The sequence below is a fragment of the Serratia sp. CY76391 genome (assembly GCF_052166695.1).
In the GTDB taxonomy this organism is placed as follows: Bacteria; Pseudomonadota; Gammaproteobacteria; order Enterobacterales; family Enterobacteriaceae; genus Serratia; species Serratia nematodiphila.
In genome coordinates this window covers 268,818-284,545 of record NZ_JBJNOJ010000007.1, presented here as the reverse complement: position 1 = coordinate 284,545, position 15,728 = coordinate 268,818, and the positions used below count along the sequence as shown (strand labels likewise).

Below are 15,728 nucleotides of genomic sequence, written 5' to 3'. Positions count from 1 at the left end.
TGGCGAGCCGTCTCATGTGAGGCGGCCTGTTTTCAGAGAGACTCCGAGTGCCAGAACGACTGGAAAGTGGCATCATTGTCATGAGTGGATGAAACGCTTACCGCCGCGAAAACGTGACGTGCCGGTCATCTTAGTTTCATCCAGGTCGACTATATACCTAACTAGCCTGGGGGAGCTGCGGCGCCTTCGGCGGCATAATTTCAGGGAATGTCATGAACAAGCGGATTCTGTTGGCGATTGTCATCGCCGTGGTCATCGCCGTCTTCAGCGCGCTGCGCGGCAACGAGCACCGTGCGATCGGCGGCAATGCGACGGTGGTACAAGCGCCGGCGGGGCAACAGCAAAGCATCGATCGGCTCACGCAGCAGCAAACGGTGGTGAGCTACCTGCAGCAGCATCAGCGGCTTCCGGGCTATTACGTCACCAAGAAGCAGGCGCGCGAGCAGGGCTGGGACCCGCGTTCAGGCAACCTCTGTGCGGTATTGCCGGGCAAGGCGATTGGCGGCGATCGATTCTCTAACCGTGAAGGGCAACTGCCGAGCGCCGGCGGCCGGGTCTGGCGCGAAGCGGACATCAATTACCAGTGTGGCCGGCGCGGCGCCGATCGCCTGCTGTATTCGAGCGACGGTCTGATCTTCGTCACGCGCGACCATTACAAAAACTTCATTCGTGTGGAGTGAGTTTGATGGCAAAAGTAGAGTTTGATTTTGAACAGATCCAGGATGTGCCGACCTTCTACCGCGATTTTGCGCACAAGTTTGCGCTGGACGAGGGATTCGGCGCCAACCTCGACGCGCTGTGGGACGTAGTGACCGGCGATATCGGTCTGCCGGTGGAAATCGAGTTCACTCACCTGAATGCCCGCAGCAAGCGTCGTTTCGGCGCGATCATTCTGCTGTTTGAAGAGGCGGAAGAAGAGCTGGAAGGCAGCCTGCGCTTCAATATTCGCGAAAGCAGCGGCGAACCGGCACATCACCGGGGATGAAACGGGTTCATCCCGGGATGGCGGCGGTGCTTAGTCGGCCGCTTCGGCCAGCTCGCGCAGGTATTGGAAGATCTGGCGGTAAGCCTTAGGCGGCTTGTTGGCGGCCTTCTCTTTCTGCGCGTTGCGCACCAGTGAACGCAGCTGTTGGCGATCGGCGGCCGGATACAGATCCAGGATCGACGGAATGACGTCATCGCCTTCTTCGACCAGACGGTCGCGCAGCGCTTCCAGCTTGTGGAACAGCGAAACCTGCTGATTGTGGCGGTTTTTCAGCTTGTCGAGCGCGGTCTGGATCGGCTCGATATCGCGGGCGCGCAGCATCTTGCCGATCAGCTGCAGCTGACGGCGACGGCCCTCTTTTTTGATCTTCTGCGCCAGTTCGATGGCGGCACGCAAATCTTCATCCAACGGAATGCGATCCAGCGCGTTTTTGCCCAGATCGACCATTTCGGCCCCCAGGTCTTTCAGCGCTTCGGCATCACGTTTAATCTCACTTTTACTGACCCAGATAATCTCGTCATCGTCCTCGTTTTCATTCTCCGGGACATCGTCGAGCCAGTCTTCAGGCTGTTTGTTCATGGTAGGCTCCGTTAAAAAGAGGCTAATCCTAACAGGTTGCCGGCTTTATGCGAAATTCAACGCGGTTCCTGTTAGACTCAACGGCAGAGATCTCAGGATTTTTGCGCGCCGCTCCGCGTGCACAACTACGCCGCTCCGGCACTTTTCTCAACGATTTTCTGATTAATTATGGCAGATTGATGAAAGTAGTCACTCAAGTTGCAGAACAGCGCAAGGCGCTGGAACAGGCCGTTTCTCAGGCTCTGGAGCTGGCCCGCGCCGGTTCCGACGCGGCGGAAGTCGCGGTCACCAAATCGACCGGCATCAGCGTCAGCACCCGCTTCGGCGAAGTGGAAAACGTCGAGTTCAACAGCGATGGCGCGCTGGGCATTACCGTGTATCACCGCCAGCGCAAAGGCAGCGCCTCTTCCACCGATCTCAGCCCGGACGCCATCGCCCGCACCGTACAGGCGGCTCTGGACATCGCGCGTTACACCTCTGAGGATCCCTGCGCCGGCCCGGCGGAGAAAGATCTGCTGGCGTTCGAGGCGCCGGATCTCGATCTGTTCCATCCGACCGAGCTGGACGCCGAGCGCGGTATCGAGCTGGCGGCGCGCGCCGAGCAGGCTTCGCTGGCGGCGGACAAACGCATTACCAACACCGAAGGCGGCAGCTTCAACAGCCACTACGGCATCAAGGTGTTCGGCAACAGCCACGGCATGCTGCAAAGCTACTGTTCCAGCCGTCACTCGCTGTCCAGCTGCGTCATCGCAGAACAGGACGGCGACATGGAGCGGGATTACGCTTACACCATCGGCCGGGCGATGGGCGATCTGCACAGCCCGGAGTGGGTGGGACAGGAATGCGCCCGCCGCACGCTGGCGCGCCTCGCGCCGCGCAAATTGTCGACCATGAAGGCGCCGGTACTGTTCGCCTCCGAGGTGGCCACCGGATTGTTCGGCCATCTGGTAGGCGCCATCAGCGGCAGCAGCGTTTATCGCAAATCTACCTTCCTGTTGGACTCGCTCGGCAAGCAGATCCTGCCGGAGTGGCTGACCGTCGAGGAGCATCCGCACCTGCTGAAAGGGCTGGCGTCGACGCCGTTCGACAGCGAGGGCGTGCGCACCCAGCGGCGCGATATCGTCAAGGATGGCGTGCTGCAAACCTGGCTGATGACCAGCTACTCGGCGCGCAAGCTGGGCCTGCACAGCACCGGCCATGCCGGCGGCATCCATAACTGGCGCATTGCCGGGCAGGGCGCAGACTTCGCCGGCATGCTGAAGCAGCTCGGTACCGGCCTGGTGGTCACCGAATTGATGGGCCAGGGCGTCAGCGGCGTCACCGGCGATTATTCTCGCGGCGCCGCCGGTTTTTGGGTGGAAAATGGCGAGATCCAGTACCCAGTCAGCGAGATCACCATCGCCGGCAACCTGAAAGACATGCTGCGCAACATCGTCAGCGTCGGCAGCGATATCGAAACCCGCAGCAATATCCAGTGCGGTTCGGTGCTGCTGCCGGAAATGAAGATCGCCGGCCAGTGATCCGCTGCGCGGCCGGCGCCCGCCGGCCGCGCGTTATCCCGTCTCAACCTTGCTTACAAATCTCCGGTTTCGATTTTTTCCGGCCTTGCCTATGGTAACGGTGGGTTAATTAAAACAATAACTGGAAGGTGAGCAAACATGCAGAATACCCTGAAAGCGCTGGCGGCGTTGACGCTGCTGGCAGCCAGTTCGCTGGCGGTCGCCGCCGATCTGGGCGACGATATGGACACCCTGGCGGAAAACTACAAAACGGTGCTGAATACCGACTCCGCCGCTACCCTCAAACAGAGCCTGCAGAACATGCGCGCCGCCGCGCAGGATGCCAAACAGGGCACCCCGCCGAAGCTGGAAGACAAAGCCGCCGACAGCCCGGAGATGAAAGATTTCCGCAGCGGGTTGGATACCCTGATCGGCCAGATCGATCAGGCGCTGGCGCTGGCCAATCAGGGCAAAGTCGCTGAAGCGAAGCAGCTGGCGCAAGGCTTCAAGCAAACCCGCGACGCCAACCACAAGAAATTCCGCTAATCCGTCAACCGTCGCGCCCGTCTTCCGTCAGATAGGAGGAGGGCGCCTGCCCCAGCACGCGGCGGAACATGGTTGAAAACGCCGCGCTGCTGTCATATCCCATCTCCATCGCCACCTGCGTCACGCTGTGCCCTTCGGCCAGCAGCGCCAACGCCAGCACCACGCAGGCACGCTGGCGCCATTGCGAAAAAGGCAGGCCGGTCTGCGCGCGAAAGAAGCGGCTGAAGGTGCGAATGCTCATGTACAGACGGGGCGCCCACCGCTGCGCGGAGTCGTGGGCGTCGGGGTGTTGCAAAAAGGCGCGGCACAGCTCACCCAGCCGAGGATCGGCGGGCAGCGGGATGTGCAAAGGCAAAGGTTGCAGCCGGGCCAGCTCGTGCAGCAGCAGCGCCGCCAGCGCGCCGTCGCGGCCCTGTTGTTCATACTCCAGCGGCATATCCACCGCCGCCATCAACAGCTGGCGCATCAGCGGCGTGACGCTGACCACCTGACATACCTGCGGGCGTTCGGCGGGCAACGCACCGGGTTCGAGGTACAGGCTGCGGGTGGTGACGCCGACCATCCGCACCGCGTGCGGCATCTGCGGCGGCAGCCACACCGCGTGCTGCGGCGGAACGACCCAATTACCTTGCTGCGTGAAAACGTGCATGACGCCGGTAGCGCCGTACAGCAACTGCGCGCGCCGGTGGCTGTGCATTGGCAGCAGGTGCCCCGGCGGATAATCGGTGCCGATGGCGATCACCGCGCGGGTTACGTGGTCGATGTCATCAATGCGGACGTTGCGCATGTGTTCCCTTTGGCGGGCAAATTGGCCGAAACGCAATGATAGTTGGCCTTTCATATAAAGCAAGCCAGCGACGGTCGCCCTACTATCGGGGCAGAAAAATAACGCTTGTTCGGGGCGCCGTTATTTTATCGGCCATGAAACCCGTGCAAGTCTTCACACCAGGGTGGGACGAAGGTTCTCGTTCTCGCAATACAAGAAGTTAATAAGGAATAAAGCATCATTTTATTCCAACACCTGAAGCAATAGTTCTTAGCGCAGTTCAATGACTATAAGGTGATATTTCATGTATAAGTTCGGTGTGATTGGCGGCGGGGCCGCCGGCATCTCTTTTGCCTATAACTTTATAAAAAATAAGTCGGTTAATCATTGCAAAAGGCCGCTTTCCCTGACGGTTTTCGACAAGCAGGGATTTAAAGGCGGTATGGCATACAGCAGCGATTTTGACAGCCATATATTAAATATGACGCCGGAAAATATGTCGGCGGATATTTTCGACGAAGCGCACTTCGTTGATTGGATCGCCATGCATTTCCCGCAGTTTTGCCAGGATCGTTATCCGCCGCGTTGGCTGTATCGGGAATATCTCGATTTTATTCGCGACATGACGATATATATGGCGGCGGACAGTAACGTAGCGCTGAATTTCGTGACCGCCGAAGTGAATGCCATCGCGCCGCACGAAGCCGGCTATCGGCTGACCACCACCTGCGGCGGCGCCGAGCAGATGAACGCGCTGGTGCTGTGTTCGGGGCACAACCCGCCGGAATGCCTTTACCCGGTGGATGGGGTGATCGCTTATCAGGCTCATCAGGATCTGCCGCCGCTCAACCCTTATTCGAGCATCGGCGTGATCGGCTGCAGCCTGACGGCGATTGACGCCATCGTTGAACTGATGGAGCGGCTGGGAGCGACCGACATCTGCGCCCTGTCGCGTTCGGGCCTGTTCCCCAGCGTGCAGCCGGCGCTGATGCGTCCGCCGCCGGAGGCGTTTGTTGAGGCGCTGCGGCGCTTTGTCGCCGGCCGCGATTTTATTGACGCGCATCAGCTGGTGCATGCGATCAACGCCGCGCTGGCGCGCCACTATCCGGGGCCGGAGCGGTTGACGGTGCTCTCGGCGCTGGGGGAAAGGCGCGATTGCTACCGCGATCTGGCGGACAGCCTCGATCGCGCGCGCTTTGCCAGGGAGCATATCTGCAGCTATCTGGCGGCGATCCACCCGGCGGTGTGCGCCGCCTGGGTCAAGATGGATGCCAACAACCGGCAGGTCTTCATGCGCTTTTACAACTCCTCCTGGATGCGCAATCGGCACGCCATGCCGATCAAGAATGCCTACAAGATCGTGGCGGCGCTGGAGAGCCAACGCCTGCGCGCCTGCGGCGGCCTGGTGGATATCAGCAAGGCAACGGACGGGTTTATCCTTCGTTGCCATGAGACGCGTGTGCACGCGCAGTATCTGTTCAACTGCACCACGCCTTCCTATCAACTGCCGCCCAACCGCCTGAGCCGGCAGCTGCTGCAAGACGGGCTGGTGCAAGAAAACCTGTTCGGCGGCGTGAAGTGCAACCCGCATACGCTGAAAATCGCCGACCGACGCGGCCGCGAGCAGCATCTCTACTCGCTCGGCGCGCCCGCCAAGGGCGATCTTTTTTATACCTCGGCGATGGAATCCATCACGCGGGATATCAGCAAAATCGTGTTCAACAACCCTATTTTCAACGCAAAGAAGGCTGAAGTATGAAAAACGTAGCGCTCTTTGTCGGCAACGACATTTTCTCCTGGCTGGTGTGTCAGGATCTGATCGCCGCCCTGAAAGGCGAGTGTGCTTTTACGGTGTATTTCCCCCTGGCGAAAAGCGGCGGCCGCACCCAGGAGCCGGCGGTTCGCCGCCTGGGGCTGTATGAGCGCGAGGTGCTGAACGATTTTGTGTTCCCGTTCGTTGGCCGCAACGCCGCCGCCTGTGAGGGTGCCTATCAACCGCCGGCCCTGTTCCTGGCCGCCGCCGGGGTCAAAGCGCATCGCGTTCTCGACATCAATGACACCGCGTTTATCAGCAGCCTGGGTCATATGGACGGGGTGATTTCTTTGCGTTGTTATCAGAAATTTTCCGCCGACTATGTGCGCGCCTTCAGCCGGCGCGGCAAGCTGCTGTGGAACCTGCACCCCGGCGACTTGCCGCGCTATCGCGGGGTGATGACGCTGTTCCGCGCGATGATGAACGGTGACAAGGGCTGTGCGGTGACGCTGCATGAAATGGATGAGCACTGGGACGCCGGCCCGGTGCTCGCCCGCCTGCCCGCCGAGCTGCGCCACGACCTGTCGTTCCTGGAAAACATGATGTTGCTGGGCGTGCAGAGCGGCGCCTTCCTGGCGCGCCAGCTGATGCGGGCGGAACGGAGCGAAGCGATAGCGGCGGAAAAGCAGGGCGATTCGCGCTATTGGGGCTTCCCGGATGCGCAGACGTTGGCGCAGGCGGAACAGGCGGGCATTGAGCTGGTGGATCACGACGCCGTGCGCGAGCAGTATCTGGGGCTGTTTGTCGGCGATCGTTTCCACCCGCTGGCGGGGCAGTTCTGCGCCGGGTTCGACGACTTCGTGCGGGCGCACGGCCATGATTGAAACGTTGATTGTACTGGGTGCCGGTTTTCTGACCGGCATCACCACCATTCTGTTCGGCTTCGGCGGCGGCTTTGTGGTGGTGCCTTTTGTCTATCACCTGATCTCCTCCTCGGGCGAGCAGCCCGGCCAGGCGATGCATATTGCTGTAGCGACCTCGACAGCGGTGATGATCCTCAACGCGAGTTATGCCACCCTGACCAACTGGCGCAGCGGCAACCTGCTGCGAGAAACCATCGTACCGCTGATCTTTTTCATCGGCATCGGCGCGGCGCTGGGCGCGTTCGCCTCCTCGCTGCTGGCGGACGGCGCGATCCGCTGGCTGTTTGTGGTCTATATGGCGGTGACCATCGCCGACTGTCTGTTCCGCCGGGGCTTCCTGATCAAACCGGCGCGTGCCGAACTGTCTCCCGCCACGTTGTGGGGCGGCGGGCCGTTGATCGGCGGCATCGCCACGCTGCTGGGGGTGGGCGGCAGCGTGATGACCGTGCCGCTGCTGCGTCGTCATGGTTACGACATGAAATATTGCGTCAGCGCCGCCAACCCGTTGTCGATCCCGGTGGCGGTGATCGGGGCGCTGATGTATATCGTGTTGGGGTGGCGCGAGATGAGCGGGCCGCAGTATCTGGGCTACGTCAATCTGAACATTCTGGGGCTGCTGGTGGTAGCGGGGGTTGCGGGGATCGTGTTTGCCAGGCGCTGTTTGCCGAAGGTGAGCGATGCGCTGCATGCCAAAATCTACGTGCTGCTGCTGATCGCCGTGCTGATCGCTATCTGCATCTGAGACAGAAAGGGCGGCCGGATGCCGCCCTGAAAACCGCTTAACGGTGGTATTCGCCCGCCGCTTCCGGCTGGTACAGCAATTCCAGCACTTCAATCCGCGCTTCTTCACCGTTCGGCAATTGCCAGGAGATCTGCTTGCCGACGTGCATGCCGAGCAGCGCTGCGCCCAGCGGCGCCATCACCGACAGCTGATCGTGGCTGTCTTTCAGCGAGGCCGGGTAGACCAGCGTGCGCACATGCTCTTCATCGGTGTGCAGATCGCGAAAACGCACGCGGCTGTTCATGGTCACCACGTTGGCCGGCATTTTCTCCGGCGGCAGGATTTCCGCGCGATCCAACTCGTCGTTCAGCGCGGCGGCGACGTCGGTGTTGGCAAAGGCCGGTTGTTCCAATAGCGCATCCAGGCGTTCCGCATCCAGCTCATTAATAGTAATGATGGGTTTGGTCATTCCACTCTCCAGTCAAATCAAAGGGCGCCAGTCTGTGCGCCCATAAATTCGGAAAAACAACACAAAGCAACACCCCCGCGCCAGAGGAGCGGGGGTGTCGGTAATGTCGATTTGTCCCATTGATAGTAGGCGGTTGGGGCGAGAAAAGAAAGAGATCCCGATCACGAAGGCTTTTATCGTCAATCGAGACAAAAAAAACCGTTAGCCGGGTTATGTATTTGTTATCTCATTCACTTTTTCGCCGTAGCGCCGTTTTGCGAAATGGATCTCCGCGCGTCATTCGATTTCCACTTCGAACTGGAAAAAACCGGTCTCCACAGAAAATCTTGCCGGAGGTAGGGTAAAGACATCACAGAAAGCGGGTTATTCAGGTGATGCGCTTTACGGCTTACTGATTAATGTGGGATCTAGGGGTACTGAAAAGTGAATGATGGATCTGCTTCATTAAAAGAAATTGAACAATCCGATATCAGCGAAGCCGGTGAGATCACCGCTCGGGTGCTGGCGGATATTACCGCGATGCTGAATGCTGAGAATATTTATACCAATGCGGTGCAGCAACAGATGCTGGAATCGCATATTCGCGCCATGGTGCTGCGCTCAATAACCGGCGAGCCGTTGCCGGAGGTGGATAAATCATTGTTCGACGAAATTTCCGCCGAGTCCATGCAAATGGCGGAGCGCGTGGTGGATCAGTTTGGCACATTGCCCATCGAAGAGGCCTATTTGCTGTCCGTGCACTTCGAAGTGGCGAAAGATAATAACGCATAGCGGTTAACGCATCGATTTCAATCAGGAGAATATACCATGGGTCAAATTACCGTAGTGATCGGCGATCGTTTGGGCAAAGGGCAAAAAGTCGGCCAGGGCGTTGAAAACGCAGGCGGAAAAGCGGTGGTCATCCCCGGCGTGGCGGCGGATATGAAGCTGGGCGACGTCATGAAAGCGGAAAACGCGCAGCTGGGCATCTCTTTTTGCGGCAGCGGCGGCGCCGGTGCGATTACCGCGCAAACCAAATACGGCTACAAAGCCAAATACGGCATGCGTTCGGTGGAAGAGGGCGTGACGGCAATTAACGAAGGCTGCAACGTGCTGGGTTTCGGCTTTATGGATAAAGAAGAGCTGGGCCAGAAACTGGTGGAAGCCTACGTCAAAAAACATGGCAATCCATAATGAAAGAGCAATATACCACATCGGTGAAGGTGGAGGGTAAAGGCGACAGCAAAGCGAAAGCTTTTGCTTCCGCCTTGGCTAATGTGCAGGGCGCGGTATTAAAGTCCACCAACAATATTCTGCTGCGCATCGAGCCGCAGGACGTCAGCGTAGTGAAGGCGGAAGAGAAAATAACTAAAGAGAAATTTCTTTTCTTCTTTTTGCCGCGTGAAAGAAAGAGCTATGCCGTTTCTCTGGAAATAACCGTGAACGTAACCATTATCAATACCGAGAAGGTTGTCTTCGTCACGAAATAAAAACGTTAGCATAAATGAAAGGGTATACTGATGTTTTTAATCATCTTATTTAAATCGATTATTATCGGTGGGCTGGTGGGGGTCGGCGTAGGGGCCGGCGCCGCACGCATGTTCCACGCACCGACAACACAGGGCATGGGGGCGTTTCGCACCCTGGGCGAGCTGAACTCCTGCGAGGGCGATCCGGCTTCCCACTTCTCATTCGGTCTGGGCTTCTTCTTCAACGCCTGGGCATCTTCCGTGGCGGCGGGCTCCTTCACGCAGGACGTCGATCACCGCATCATCCCGCACTGGGGCGCGGCGGCTTTGATGGTCAAAAACCGCAATCTGGCGCAAACGCTGCACGATCCGAAAAAAATGGCCATCGCCTGCGGCATCATCGGCATGTTGGTGGTGGCCTTCCTCAATACCACCGCTTCCGCCGTGCCTGCCGCGCTGCAGGTCACCGCGATCAAGGTGCTGGTGCCGGCGGCCAACCTGCTGGTGAACACCGTGATGCCGGTGATCTTCTGGCTGGCGGCGATCGACGCCGGGCGCCGTTCCGGCTTCTGGGGCACCATCTTCGGCGGCCTGGCGCAGCTGATCATGGGCAACGCCGTACCGGGCCTGGTGCTGGGCATTCTGATCGGCAAGGGCGTGGAAGAGAGCGGCTGGAACAAAATCACCAAGATCATGATGGCGGTGATCGTGCTGCTGTTCGTGCTGAGCGGCTTCTTCCGCGGCTTCGACATGAAAGTTCTCGAGTCCTTCAGCCTCGGCGTGCCGGGCTGGCTGGACGCCATTCACAACACCCTGAGCGGTAAATAAGGAGCGGGATGATGGAAGAGCAAACCCAAAAAGGCTTCTGGTACGCCGACTGGTCATTCCCGATTTTTGTTGGCCTGCTGTCCTCCGGCGTGTTCGCCGGGACGCACATGTACTACCTGTACGGCATCGGCGCCTTTAACGAAGTGGCCTTCGTCTCCATGCTGCGGGCGGGGATGGATACCGGCGTGTACGGCGCGGTGGCGGCGTTCGGCGCCAGCTTCCTGTTCGCGCGCATCATCGAAGGCTCGCTGGTGGGCATCCTCGACATCGGCGGCGCGATCCAGACTGGCGTCGGGCTGGGCGTACCGGCGCTGCTGCTGGGGGCCGGCATTGTGTTCCCGGTCGCCAACTTCGCCGCGTCGCTGGCCACCGGTCTGATCATCGGCCTGGCGATCGGTTACGTGATCATCCTGGCGCGCAAATTCACCATCAATCAGAGCAACTCCACCTACGGCGCGGATGTGATGATGGGCGCGGGCAACTCGTCGGGCCGTTTCCTCGGGCCGTTGATCATCCTGTCGGCGATGACCGCTTCGATCCCGATCGGCATCGGTTCGCTGCTCGGCGCGCTGCTGTTCTATATCTGGGGTAAACCGATCACCGGCGGAGCGATCCTCGGCGCGATGATCCTGGGGGCGATCTTCCCGGTAGCTATTTCTTAAGAGGCCTGCGCCAGGCGCCGCCCGAGGCTGAGGCGGCGCCCGGGCTAACAGGAGCAATGCGGTATGTATGACTTAGTAATCAGAGGCGCCAGACTGGCGGACGATACGCTGATCGATCTGGCGGTAAAGGACGGCAAAATAGCCTCGGTGGGGCGGCTGGCGGCGGACGTCAGCGCCGTTCGCCAGCTGGATCTGGCGGGCAACTGCCGCCTGAGCGCCGGTTGGATCGATGCGCACGTGCACTGCTATCCCGAATCGCCGATTTACCATGACGAGCCGGATCGGGTCGGCGTCGCCAGCGGCGTCACCAGCGTGGTCGACGCCGGCAGCACCGGCGCCGACGATATCGACGCCTTTTATCAGCTGACGCGCAGCGCCAAAACCAACGTTTTCGCCTTCCTCAACATCTCGCGCATCGGCCTGCTGCGGCAGAACGAGCTGGCGGAGTTGACGGACATCGACAAGCGCGAGGCCGGCCAGGCCATCGCCAACCATCCCGGTTTCATCATCGGCATCAAGGCGCGCATGAGCAGCAGCGTGGTGGGGAAAAACGGCACCCGGCCGCTGGTGTTGGCCAAAGAGATCCAGCAGGAAAACCGCCAACTGCCGCTGATGGTGCATATCGGCAACAACCCGCCGGATCTGGACGACATCGCCGATCTGCTGACCCGCGGCGACATCATCACCCACTGCTACAACGGCAAACCGAACCGCATTCTGACGCCGGCGGGCACATTGCGCGAGTCTATCCAGCGCGCGCTGCGGCGCGGCGTGTTGCTCGACGTGGGGCACGGCACCGCCAGCTTCAGCTTCGAGGTGGCGCGCCAGGCGATCAAACTGGGCATTTTGCCGCACACCATCAGCTCCGATATTTACTGCCGCAACCGCATGAACGGGCCGGTGCATAGCCTGGCGACGGTGATGTCCAAATTCTTCAGCGTCGGCCTGACGCTGCCGCAGGTGATCGCCTGCGTGACGGAGAACGCCGCGTCGGCGCTGCAGCTCAGCGGCAAAGGGCGGCTGGAGCCGGGCTATGACGCCGATTTCACGCTGTTTGAACTGCGCCGCGAACCGCAGGTGTTCGCCGACGCCGAAGGGCAAACCGCCGAGGGCGAACGGCTGTTGGTGCCGCTGGCCGCGGTAGTGGCCGGGGAAATCCTATTAACCGAACAAGGGGAGGCAAGCCATGTCTTCGATTTATGAAAAATACGGTTTGAAGCAGGTGATCAACACCTCCGGCCGCATGACCATTCTCGGCGTTTCCACGCCGCGTCAGGACGTGATCGACGCCGTTGATTACGGCCTGAACCACTATTTCGAAATCAAGGATCTGGTCAACAAGACCGGCGCCTACATCGCCGATCTGCTCAACGTGGAGGACGCGGTGATCGTTTCCTGCGCTTCGGCGGGGATCGCCCAGTCAGTGGCGGCGGTGATCGTTAAAGATAACGCCAATCTGCTGGTGAACCTGCACTCGGCGCCGATCGCCGTGCCGCGCGAGATCGTGCTGCCGCGCGGCCACAACGTCAACTTCGGCGCGCCGGTGGACACCATGGTGGCGCTGGGCGGCGGCAAGGTGGTGGAGGCGGGCTACGCCAACGAATGTTCGCCGGAGCAGATTGAAGCCTGCATCACGCCGCAGACGGCGGCGATCCTGTACGTCAAATCGCACCACTGCGTGCAGAAAAGCATTCTGTCCGTCGAACAGGCGGCGGTGGTGGCGCGCAAACATAACCTACCGTTGATCGTCGACGCCGCGGCGGAAGAAGATCTGATGTGTTACTACCAGATGGGGGCCGATCTGGTGATCTACAGCGGCGCCAAAGCCATTGAGGGGCCGACCAGCGGCCTGGTTATCGGCAAGAAACAGTACGTCGAGTGGGTGAAGCTGCAGTCCGGTGGCATCGGCCGGGCGATGAAGGTCGGCAAAGAGGGCATCCTCGGCCTGACGCAGGCAATTGAAAGCTATCTGACGCTTGAGAAAACCACCGGGCAACAGATGGTGGAGCGGATGACGCCGTTTCTCAACAGCCTCAACACCCTGACCGGCGTCAGCGCCAAAACCGTCTGGGACAGCGCCGGCCGCGATATCGCCCGCGCCGAGATCACTTTCGACGAAGCGGTGCTGGGGCGGTCGACCTATGACATCGTTCAGGCGCTGAAAACCGGCGACATCGCCATCTACTTCCGCGGCTACAAGGCCAACGAGGGCAAGATTGAGGTCGACGTGCGCAGCGTCGACGAGCAACAGCTGATGACCGTCTTTAGCTGTATCAAGAATCTGTTTACGGAGAAACAAGCATGAAGCTGCAGCCTAACTACTATCGCGACCGCGTCTGCCTGAACGTGCTGGCCGGCTCCAAAGCCAACGCGCAGGACATCTACGCCGCGGCGGAAGGCCATGTGCTGGTGGGCGTGCTCTCCAAGAACTACCCGGACGTCGACAGCGCGGTGACCGACATGCTGCGCTATGCGCGCCTGATCGACAACGCGCTGTCGGTCGGCCTGGGCGCCGGCGATCCGAAGCAGTCGGCGATGGTCAGCCTGATCGCTCAGCAGGTGCAGCCGCAGCACGTTAACCAGGTGTTTACCGGCGTCGGCGCCAGCCGCGCGCTGCTGGGCCAGAACGACAGCGTGGTCAACGGCCTGGTGTCGCCGACCGGCCGCGTCGGCTGGGTGAAGATCTCTACCGGCCCATTGAGCGCCGCGGCGCCGGACGGCATCGTGCCGGTGGAAACCGCCATCGCTTTGCTGAAGGACATGGGCGGCAGTTCCATCAAGTATTTCCCGATGGGCGGCCTGAAGTGCAAGGACGAATACCAATACGTCGCCAAGGCCTGCGCCGAGCATGACTTCATGCTGGAGCCGACCGGCGGCATCGATCTGGAAAACTACGAGCCGATCGTTGAGATCGCCCTGGCGGCCGGCGTGAAACGCGTGATCCCGCATATCTACAGCTCGATCATCGACGCCGCCAGCGGCGACACGCGTCCGCAGGACGTGAAAACCCTGCTGGCGATGACCAAAAAGCTGGTGGGCTGAACGCGTAATGGGATGAGGTAAACGCTGGGAGGCGAAGGTTTTCCCGTGGCGCGGCATGCCGCGCCGCCGTTAGCTATAGCCTATAGCTTTCAAGTTGCAGCTAGGCGGCAAGCGCAGGAGCCCCAGGAGCTTACTTAAGTAAGTGACTGGGGTGAAAAATCTGCCGGGAGCAGATTTAAACGCTGCTTGCAGCGGCCCCGAAGGGGTGAGGCCCATGGATGGGCCGAGTAACTGCGCAGCCAACAACGCTGCGGCTTGAAAGATGACGGATATATACTGAGGATTACTATGCGAAACTGGCAGGCTCCAACCCGACGCACCGCGTTGTTCCTGGCGCTGCTGGCCGTGACCGGCCCGGCGCTGCATGCTGAGGATGCAATGAACTCCACGTCATCTCATTTCGCCTATATCGGCACCTACAATCCCAACGGCGAAGGCGTTTACCGGGTGCAGGTCGATCCGGCCAGCGGCGCGCTGAGCCACGCCACGCTGGTCAGCAACGTGCCGAATCCGGCGCAGCTGACGCTGAGCGTTGACGGCAAGACGCTGTATGTCGCCAGTGAAGTGGCCGACTTCAACGGCGGCAAACACGGTGGCATCACCGCTTACCGGGTCAATCCGGCCGATGGCGCACTGACGCAGCTCAACCAGGTAGATTCGCAGGGGGCAGGACCGGTGTATCTCTCCTCGACGCCGGATGGCCGCCATCTGCTGGTGGCGAACTATGTCAGCGGCAGCGTGGCGGCTTTTCCGATTGAAGCGGACGGCAGCTTGGGCGCCGCCAGCTCGGTGCAGCAACAGCAGGGCCCGGCGGGCGCGGCCAAACCGGCGGCGGCGGTGAACGGCAGCTTCGCCATCAGCGATCACAATGGCCCGCATGCCCATATGATCGCCAGCGATCCGAGAGGCAAGTTCGTGTTCTCCACCGATCTGGGGTTGGATCGCATCTACCAATGGCGCTTTGACGCCGCGAGCGGCCGGCTGACGCCGAACGATCCGCCGTGGATCGTCGCCTCTTCCGCCGGCGCCGGCCCGCGCCACTTTGTGTTCCACCCGGACGGCGACACCGTGCTGCTGGTGAACGAAGAGGCCTCGACGTTGACCAGCTACCGTTTTGATCGCCAAAAAGGTACTCTGAAACAACTGCATGCGGTTTCCGCGCTGCCCGCCGACTATCAGGGCACCAGCTTCGCTTCGGGGCTGGCGCTCAGCAAGAACGGCGACACGCTGTACGTCGCCAACCGGCTGCATAACAGCATTGCCCAGTTCAGCGTGGGCGCCGGCGGCGAGTTGAAACCGGTGGCGGAAACCTGGACCCGCGGCGATTATCCGCGTTCGCTGGCGCTGAGCCCGGATGGCCGCTATCTGTATGCGCTGAACCAGCGCAGCGATAACGTCACCCGCTTCAGCGTCAACCCGACGGACGGCAAACTCAGCTTTGTGGGCGGCTATCTGCCGATCGGCAGCCCCTCGCAAATGGCGTTCCTGCCGCCGGCGAAGTAACCCG

General features: G+C 60.5%; 19 protein-coding genes. 16 read left to right on the top strand and 3 right to left on the bottom strand.

All coding sequences use genetic code 11. The annotated features are described in order from the left end of the window. The first annotated feature begins 212 nt into the window (after positions 1 to 212). Positions 213 to 680 carry a ribonuclease gene (locus ACJ8PN_RS14670; RefSeq protein WP_004936959.1) on the top strand — a complete coding sequence of 156 codons (468 nt, stop codon included), beginning with the start codon at positions 213 to 215 and terminating at the stop codon, positions 678 to 680. 5 nt (positions 681 to 685) lie between these two features. Then, complete coding sequence (locus ACJ8PN_RS14665; RefSeq protein ID WP_004936963.1) at positions 686 to 985, top strand: barstar family protein; 300 nt, start codon at positions 686 to 688, stop codon at positions 983 to 985. Positions 986 to 1,015: 30 nt separating this feature from the next. Here ACJ8PN_RS14665 and yjgA read toward each other — a convergent pair whose 3' ends face one another. Continuing rightward, positions 1,016 to 1,564, bottom strand: coding sequence for a ribosome biogenesis factor YjgA (yjgA, locus tag ACJ8PN_RS14660; RefSeq protein WP_004936968.1), 549 nt, complete (start codon positions 1,562 to 1,564; stop codon positions 1,016 to 1,018). 179 nt (positions 1,565 to 1,743) lie between these two features. Here yjgA and pmbA point away from each other — a divergent pair, with 179 nt between their 5' ends. Further along, positions 1,744 to 3,084 carry a metalloprotease PmbA gene (pmbA, locus tag ACJ8PN_RS14655; protein WP_033639296.1) on the top strand — a complete coding sequence of 447 codons (1,341 nt, stop codon included), beginning with the start codon at positions 1,744 to 1,746 and terminating at the stop codon, positions 3,082 to 3,084. A gap of 138 nt (positions 3,085 to 3,222) precedes the next feature. Then, positions 3,223 to 3,609 (top strand): cytochrome b562, encoded by a 387-nt coding sequence (gene cybC, locus ACJ8PN_RS14650; protein ID WP_015379185.1) that lies wholly within the window; start codon positions 3,223 to 3,225, stop codon positions 3,607 to 3,609. Between the two features lie 4 nt (positions 3,610 to 3,613). On the opposite strand, the gene ACJ8PN_RS14645 is transcribed toward cybC, so the two are convergent. After that, a complete protein-coding gene (locus ACJ8PN_RS14645; RefSeq protein ID WP_004936980.1) occupies positions 3,614 to 4,396 on the bottom strand; it encodes an AraC family transcriptional regulator in 783 nt (260 codons plus the stop codon). A 283-nt stretch (positions 4,397 to 4,679) separates the two neighbouring features. On the opposite strand from ACJ8PN_RS14645, the gene ACJ8PN_RS14640 reads away from it, so the two are divergent. From ACJ8PN_RS14640 to ACJ8PN_RS14630, 3 genes are read left to right on the top strand one after another with little or no spacing between them, the layout of a single operon-like run. After that, positions 4,680 to 6,134, top strand: coding sequence for an FAD/NAD(P)-binding protein (locus ACJ8PN_RS14640; RefSeq protein WP_171454817.1), 1,455 nt, complete (start codon positions 4,680 to 4,682; stop codon positions 6,132 to 6,134). Beyond that, positions 6,131 to 7,012: a formyltransferase family protein gene (locus ACJ8PN_RS14635; protein WP_171454816.1), complete on the top strand. Its 882-nt coding sequence runs from the start codon at positions 6,131 to 6,133 to the stop codon at positions 7,010 to 7,012. Before ACJ8PN_RS14640 ends, ACJ8PN_RS14635 begins: the two co-directional genes overlap by 4 nt. Further along, positions 7,005 to 7,793, top strand: coding sequence for a sulfite exporter TauE/SafE family protein (locus tag ACJ8PN_RS14630; RefSeq protein ID WP_171454815.1), 789 nt, complete (start codon positions 7,005 to 7,007; stop codon positions 7,791 to 7,793). Before ACJ8PN_RS14635 ends, ACJ8PN_RS14630 begins: the two co-directional genes overlap by 8 nt. 37 nt (positions 7,794 to 7,830) lie before the next feature. On the opposite strand, the gene rnk is transcribed toward ACJ8PN_RS14630, so the two are convergent. Next, a complete protein-coding gene (gene rnk, locus ACJ8PN_RS14625; RefSeq protein WP_004936993.1) occupies positions 7,831 to 8,241 on the bottom strand; it encodes a nucleoside diphosphate kinase regulator in 411 nt (136 codons plus the stop codon). 453 nt (positions 8,242 to 8,694) lie between these two features. On the opposite strand from rnk, the gene ACJ8PN_RS14620 reads away from it, so the two are divergent. From ACJ8PN_RS14620 to ACJ8PN_RS14580, 9 genes are all read left to right on the top strand, one after another. Next, a complete protein-coding gene (locus ACJ8PN_RS14620) occupies positions 8,695 to 9,012 on the top strand; it encodes a glycine dehydrogenase (protein WP_086016691.1) in 318 nt (105 codons plus the stop codon). A gap of 36 nt (positions 9,013 to 9,048) precedes the next feature. Next, entirely contained in the window at positions 9,049 to 9,414 is a 366-nt protein-coding gene (locus ACJ8PN_RS14615) for a glycine-rich SFCGS family protein (protein WP_004937000.1), read from the top strand. Then, positions 9,414 to 9,710 carry a DUF4312 family protein gene (locus ACJ8PN_RS14610; RefSeq protein ID WP_004937003.1) on the top strand — a complete coding sequence of 99 codons (297 nt, stop codon included), beginning with the start codon at positions 9,414 to 9,416 and terminating at the stop codon, positions 9,708 to 9,710. The genes ACJ8PN_RS14615 and ACJ8PN_RS14610 overlap by 1 nt, the downstream gene beginning before the upstream one ends. A 30-nt stretch (positions 9,711 to 9,740) precedes the next feature. Beyond that, positions 9,741 to 10,517, top strand: coding sequence for a DUF4311 domain-containing protein (locus ACJ8PN_RS14605; RefSeq protein WP_004937006.1), 777 nt, complete (start codon positions 9,741 to 9,743; stop codon positions 10,515 to 10,517). 11 nt (positions 10,518 to 10,528) lie between these two features. Then, positions 10,529 to 11,179, top strand: coding sequence for a DUF4310 family protein (locus ACJ8PN_RS14600; protein ID WP_004937013.1), 651 nt, complete (start codon positions 10,529 to 10,531; stop codon positions 11,177 to 11,179). Between the two features lie 63 nt (positions 11,180 to 11,242). Then, positions 11,243 to 12,382 (top strand): amidohydrolase/deacetylase family metallohydrolase, encoded by a 1,140-nt coding sequence (locus tag ACJ8PN_RS14595; protein WP_004937015.1) that lies wholly within the window; start codon positions 11,243 to 11,245, stop codon positions 12,380 to 12,382. Then, positions 12,366 to 13,484 (top strand): DgaE family pyridoxal phosphate-dependent ammonia lyase, encoded by a 1,119-nt coding sequence (locus ACJ8PN_RS14590; protein ID WP_351108163.1) that lies wholly within the window; start codon positions 12,366 to 12,368, stop codon positions 13,482 to 13,484. The genes ACJ8PN_RS14595 and ACJ8PN_RS14590 overlap by 17 nt, the downstream gene beginning before the upstream one ends. Further along, positions 13,481 to 14,221 carry a 2-dehydro-3-deoxy-phosphogluconate aldolase gene (dagF, locus tag ACJ8PN_RS14585; RefSeq protein ID WP_004937022.1) on the top strand — a complete coding sequence of 247 codons (741 nt, stop codon included), beginning with the start codon at positions 13,481 to 13,483 and terminating at the stop codon, positions 14,219 to 14,221. Before ACJ8PN_RS14590 ends, dagF begins: the two co-directional genes overlap by 4 nt. A 288-nt stretch (positions 14,222 to 14,509) precedes the next feature. Next, entirely contained in the window at positions 14,510 to 15,724 is a 1,215-nt protein-coding gene (locus tag ACJ8PN_RS14580; RefSeq protein ID WP_442535025.1) for a lactonase family protein, read from the top strand. The last annotated feature ends 4 nt before the right edge of the window (positions 15,725 to 15,728 follow it).

Excerpts from the sequence above, each read along its gene's own strand:
- ACJ8PN_RS14665 (WP_004936963.1), top strand. The coding sequence starts at position 686 with ATGGCAAAAGTAGAGTTTGATTTTGAACAGATCCAGGATGTGCCGACC.
- ACJ8PN_RS14670 (WP_004936959.1), top strand. The coding sequence starts at position 213 with ATGAACAAGCGGATTCTGTTGGCGATTGTCATCGCCGTGGTCATCGCC.
- ACJ8PN_RS14635 (WP_171454816.1), top strand. The coding sequence starts at position 6,131 with ATGAAAAACGTAGCGCTCTTTGTCGGCAACGACATTTTCTCCTGGCTG.
- yjgA (WP_004936968.1), bottom strand. The coding sequence starts at position 1,564 with ATGAACAAACAGCCTGAAGACTGGCTCGACGATGTCCCGGAGAATGAA.
- ACJ8PN_RS14640 (WP_171454817.1), top strand. The coding sequence starts at position 4,680 with ATGTATAAGTTCGGTGTGATTGGCGGCGGGGCCGCCGGCATCTCTTTT.
- ACJ8PN_RS14595 (WP_004937015.1), top strand. The coding sequence starts at position 11,243 with ATGTATGACTTAGTAATCAGAGGCGCCAGACTGGCGGACGATACGCTG.
- dagF (WP_004937022.1), top strand. The coding sequence starts at position 13,481 with ATGAAGCTGCAGCCTAACTACTATCGCGACCGCGTCTGCCTGAACGTG.
- rnk (WP_004936993.1), bottom strand. The coding sequence starts at position 8,241 with ATGACCAAACCCATCATTACTATTAATGAGCTGGATGCGGAACGCCTG.
- ACJ8PN_RS14610 (WP_004937003.1), top strand. The coding sequence starts at position 9,414 with ATGAAAGAGCAATATACCACATCGGTGAAGGTGGAGGGTAAAGGCGAC.
- ACJ8PN_RS14580 (WP_442535025.1), top strand. The coding sequence starts at position 14,510 with ATGCGAAACTGGCAGGCTCCAACCCGACGCACCGCGTTGTTCCTGGCG.
- ACJ8PN_RS14600 (WP_004937013.1), top strand. The coding sequence starts at position 10,529 with ATGGAAGAGCAAACCCAAAAAGGCTTCTGGTACGCCGACTGGTCATTC.
- ACJ8PN_RS14605 (WP_004937006.1), top strand. The coding sequence starts at position 9,741 with ATGTTTTTAATCATCTTATTTAAATCGATTATTATCGGTGGGCTGGTG.
- ACJ8PN_RS14645 (WP_004936980.1), bottom strand. The coding sequence starts at position 4,396 with ATGCGCAACGTCCGCATTGATGACATCGACCACGTAACCCGCGCGGTG.
- ACJ8PN_RS14590 (WP_351108163.1), top strand. The coding sequence starts at position 12,366 with ATGTCTTCGATTTATGAAAAATACGGTTTGAAGCAGGTGATCAACACC.
- pmbA (WP_033639296.1), top strand. The coding sequence starts at position 1,744 with ATGAAAGTAGTCACTCAAGTTGCAGAACAGCGCAAGGCGCTGGAACAG.
- ACJ8PN_RS14615 (WP_004937000.1), top strand. The coding sequence starts at position 9,049 with ATGGGTCAAATTACCGTAGTGATCGGCGATCGTTTGGGCAAAGGGCAA.
- ACJ8PN_RS14630 (WP_171454815.1), top strand. The coding sequence starts at position 7,005 with ATGATTGAAACGTTGATTGTACTGGGTGCCGGTTTTCTGACCGGCATC.
- cybC (WP_015379185.1), top strand. The coding sequence starts at position 3,223 with ATGCAGAATACCCTGAAAGCGCTGGCGGCGTTGACGCTGCTGGCAGCC.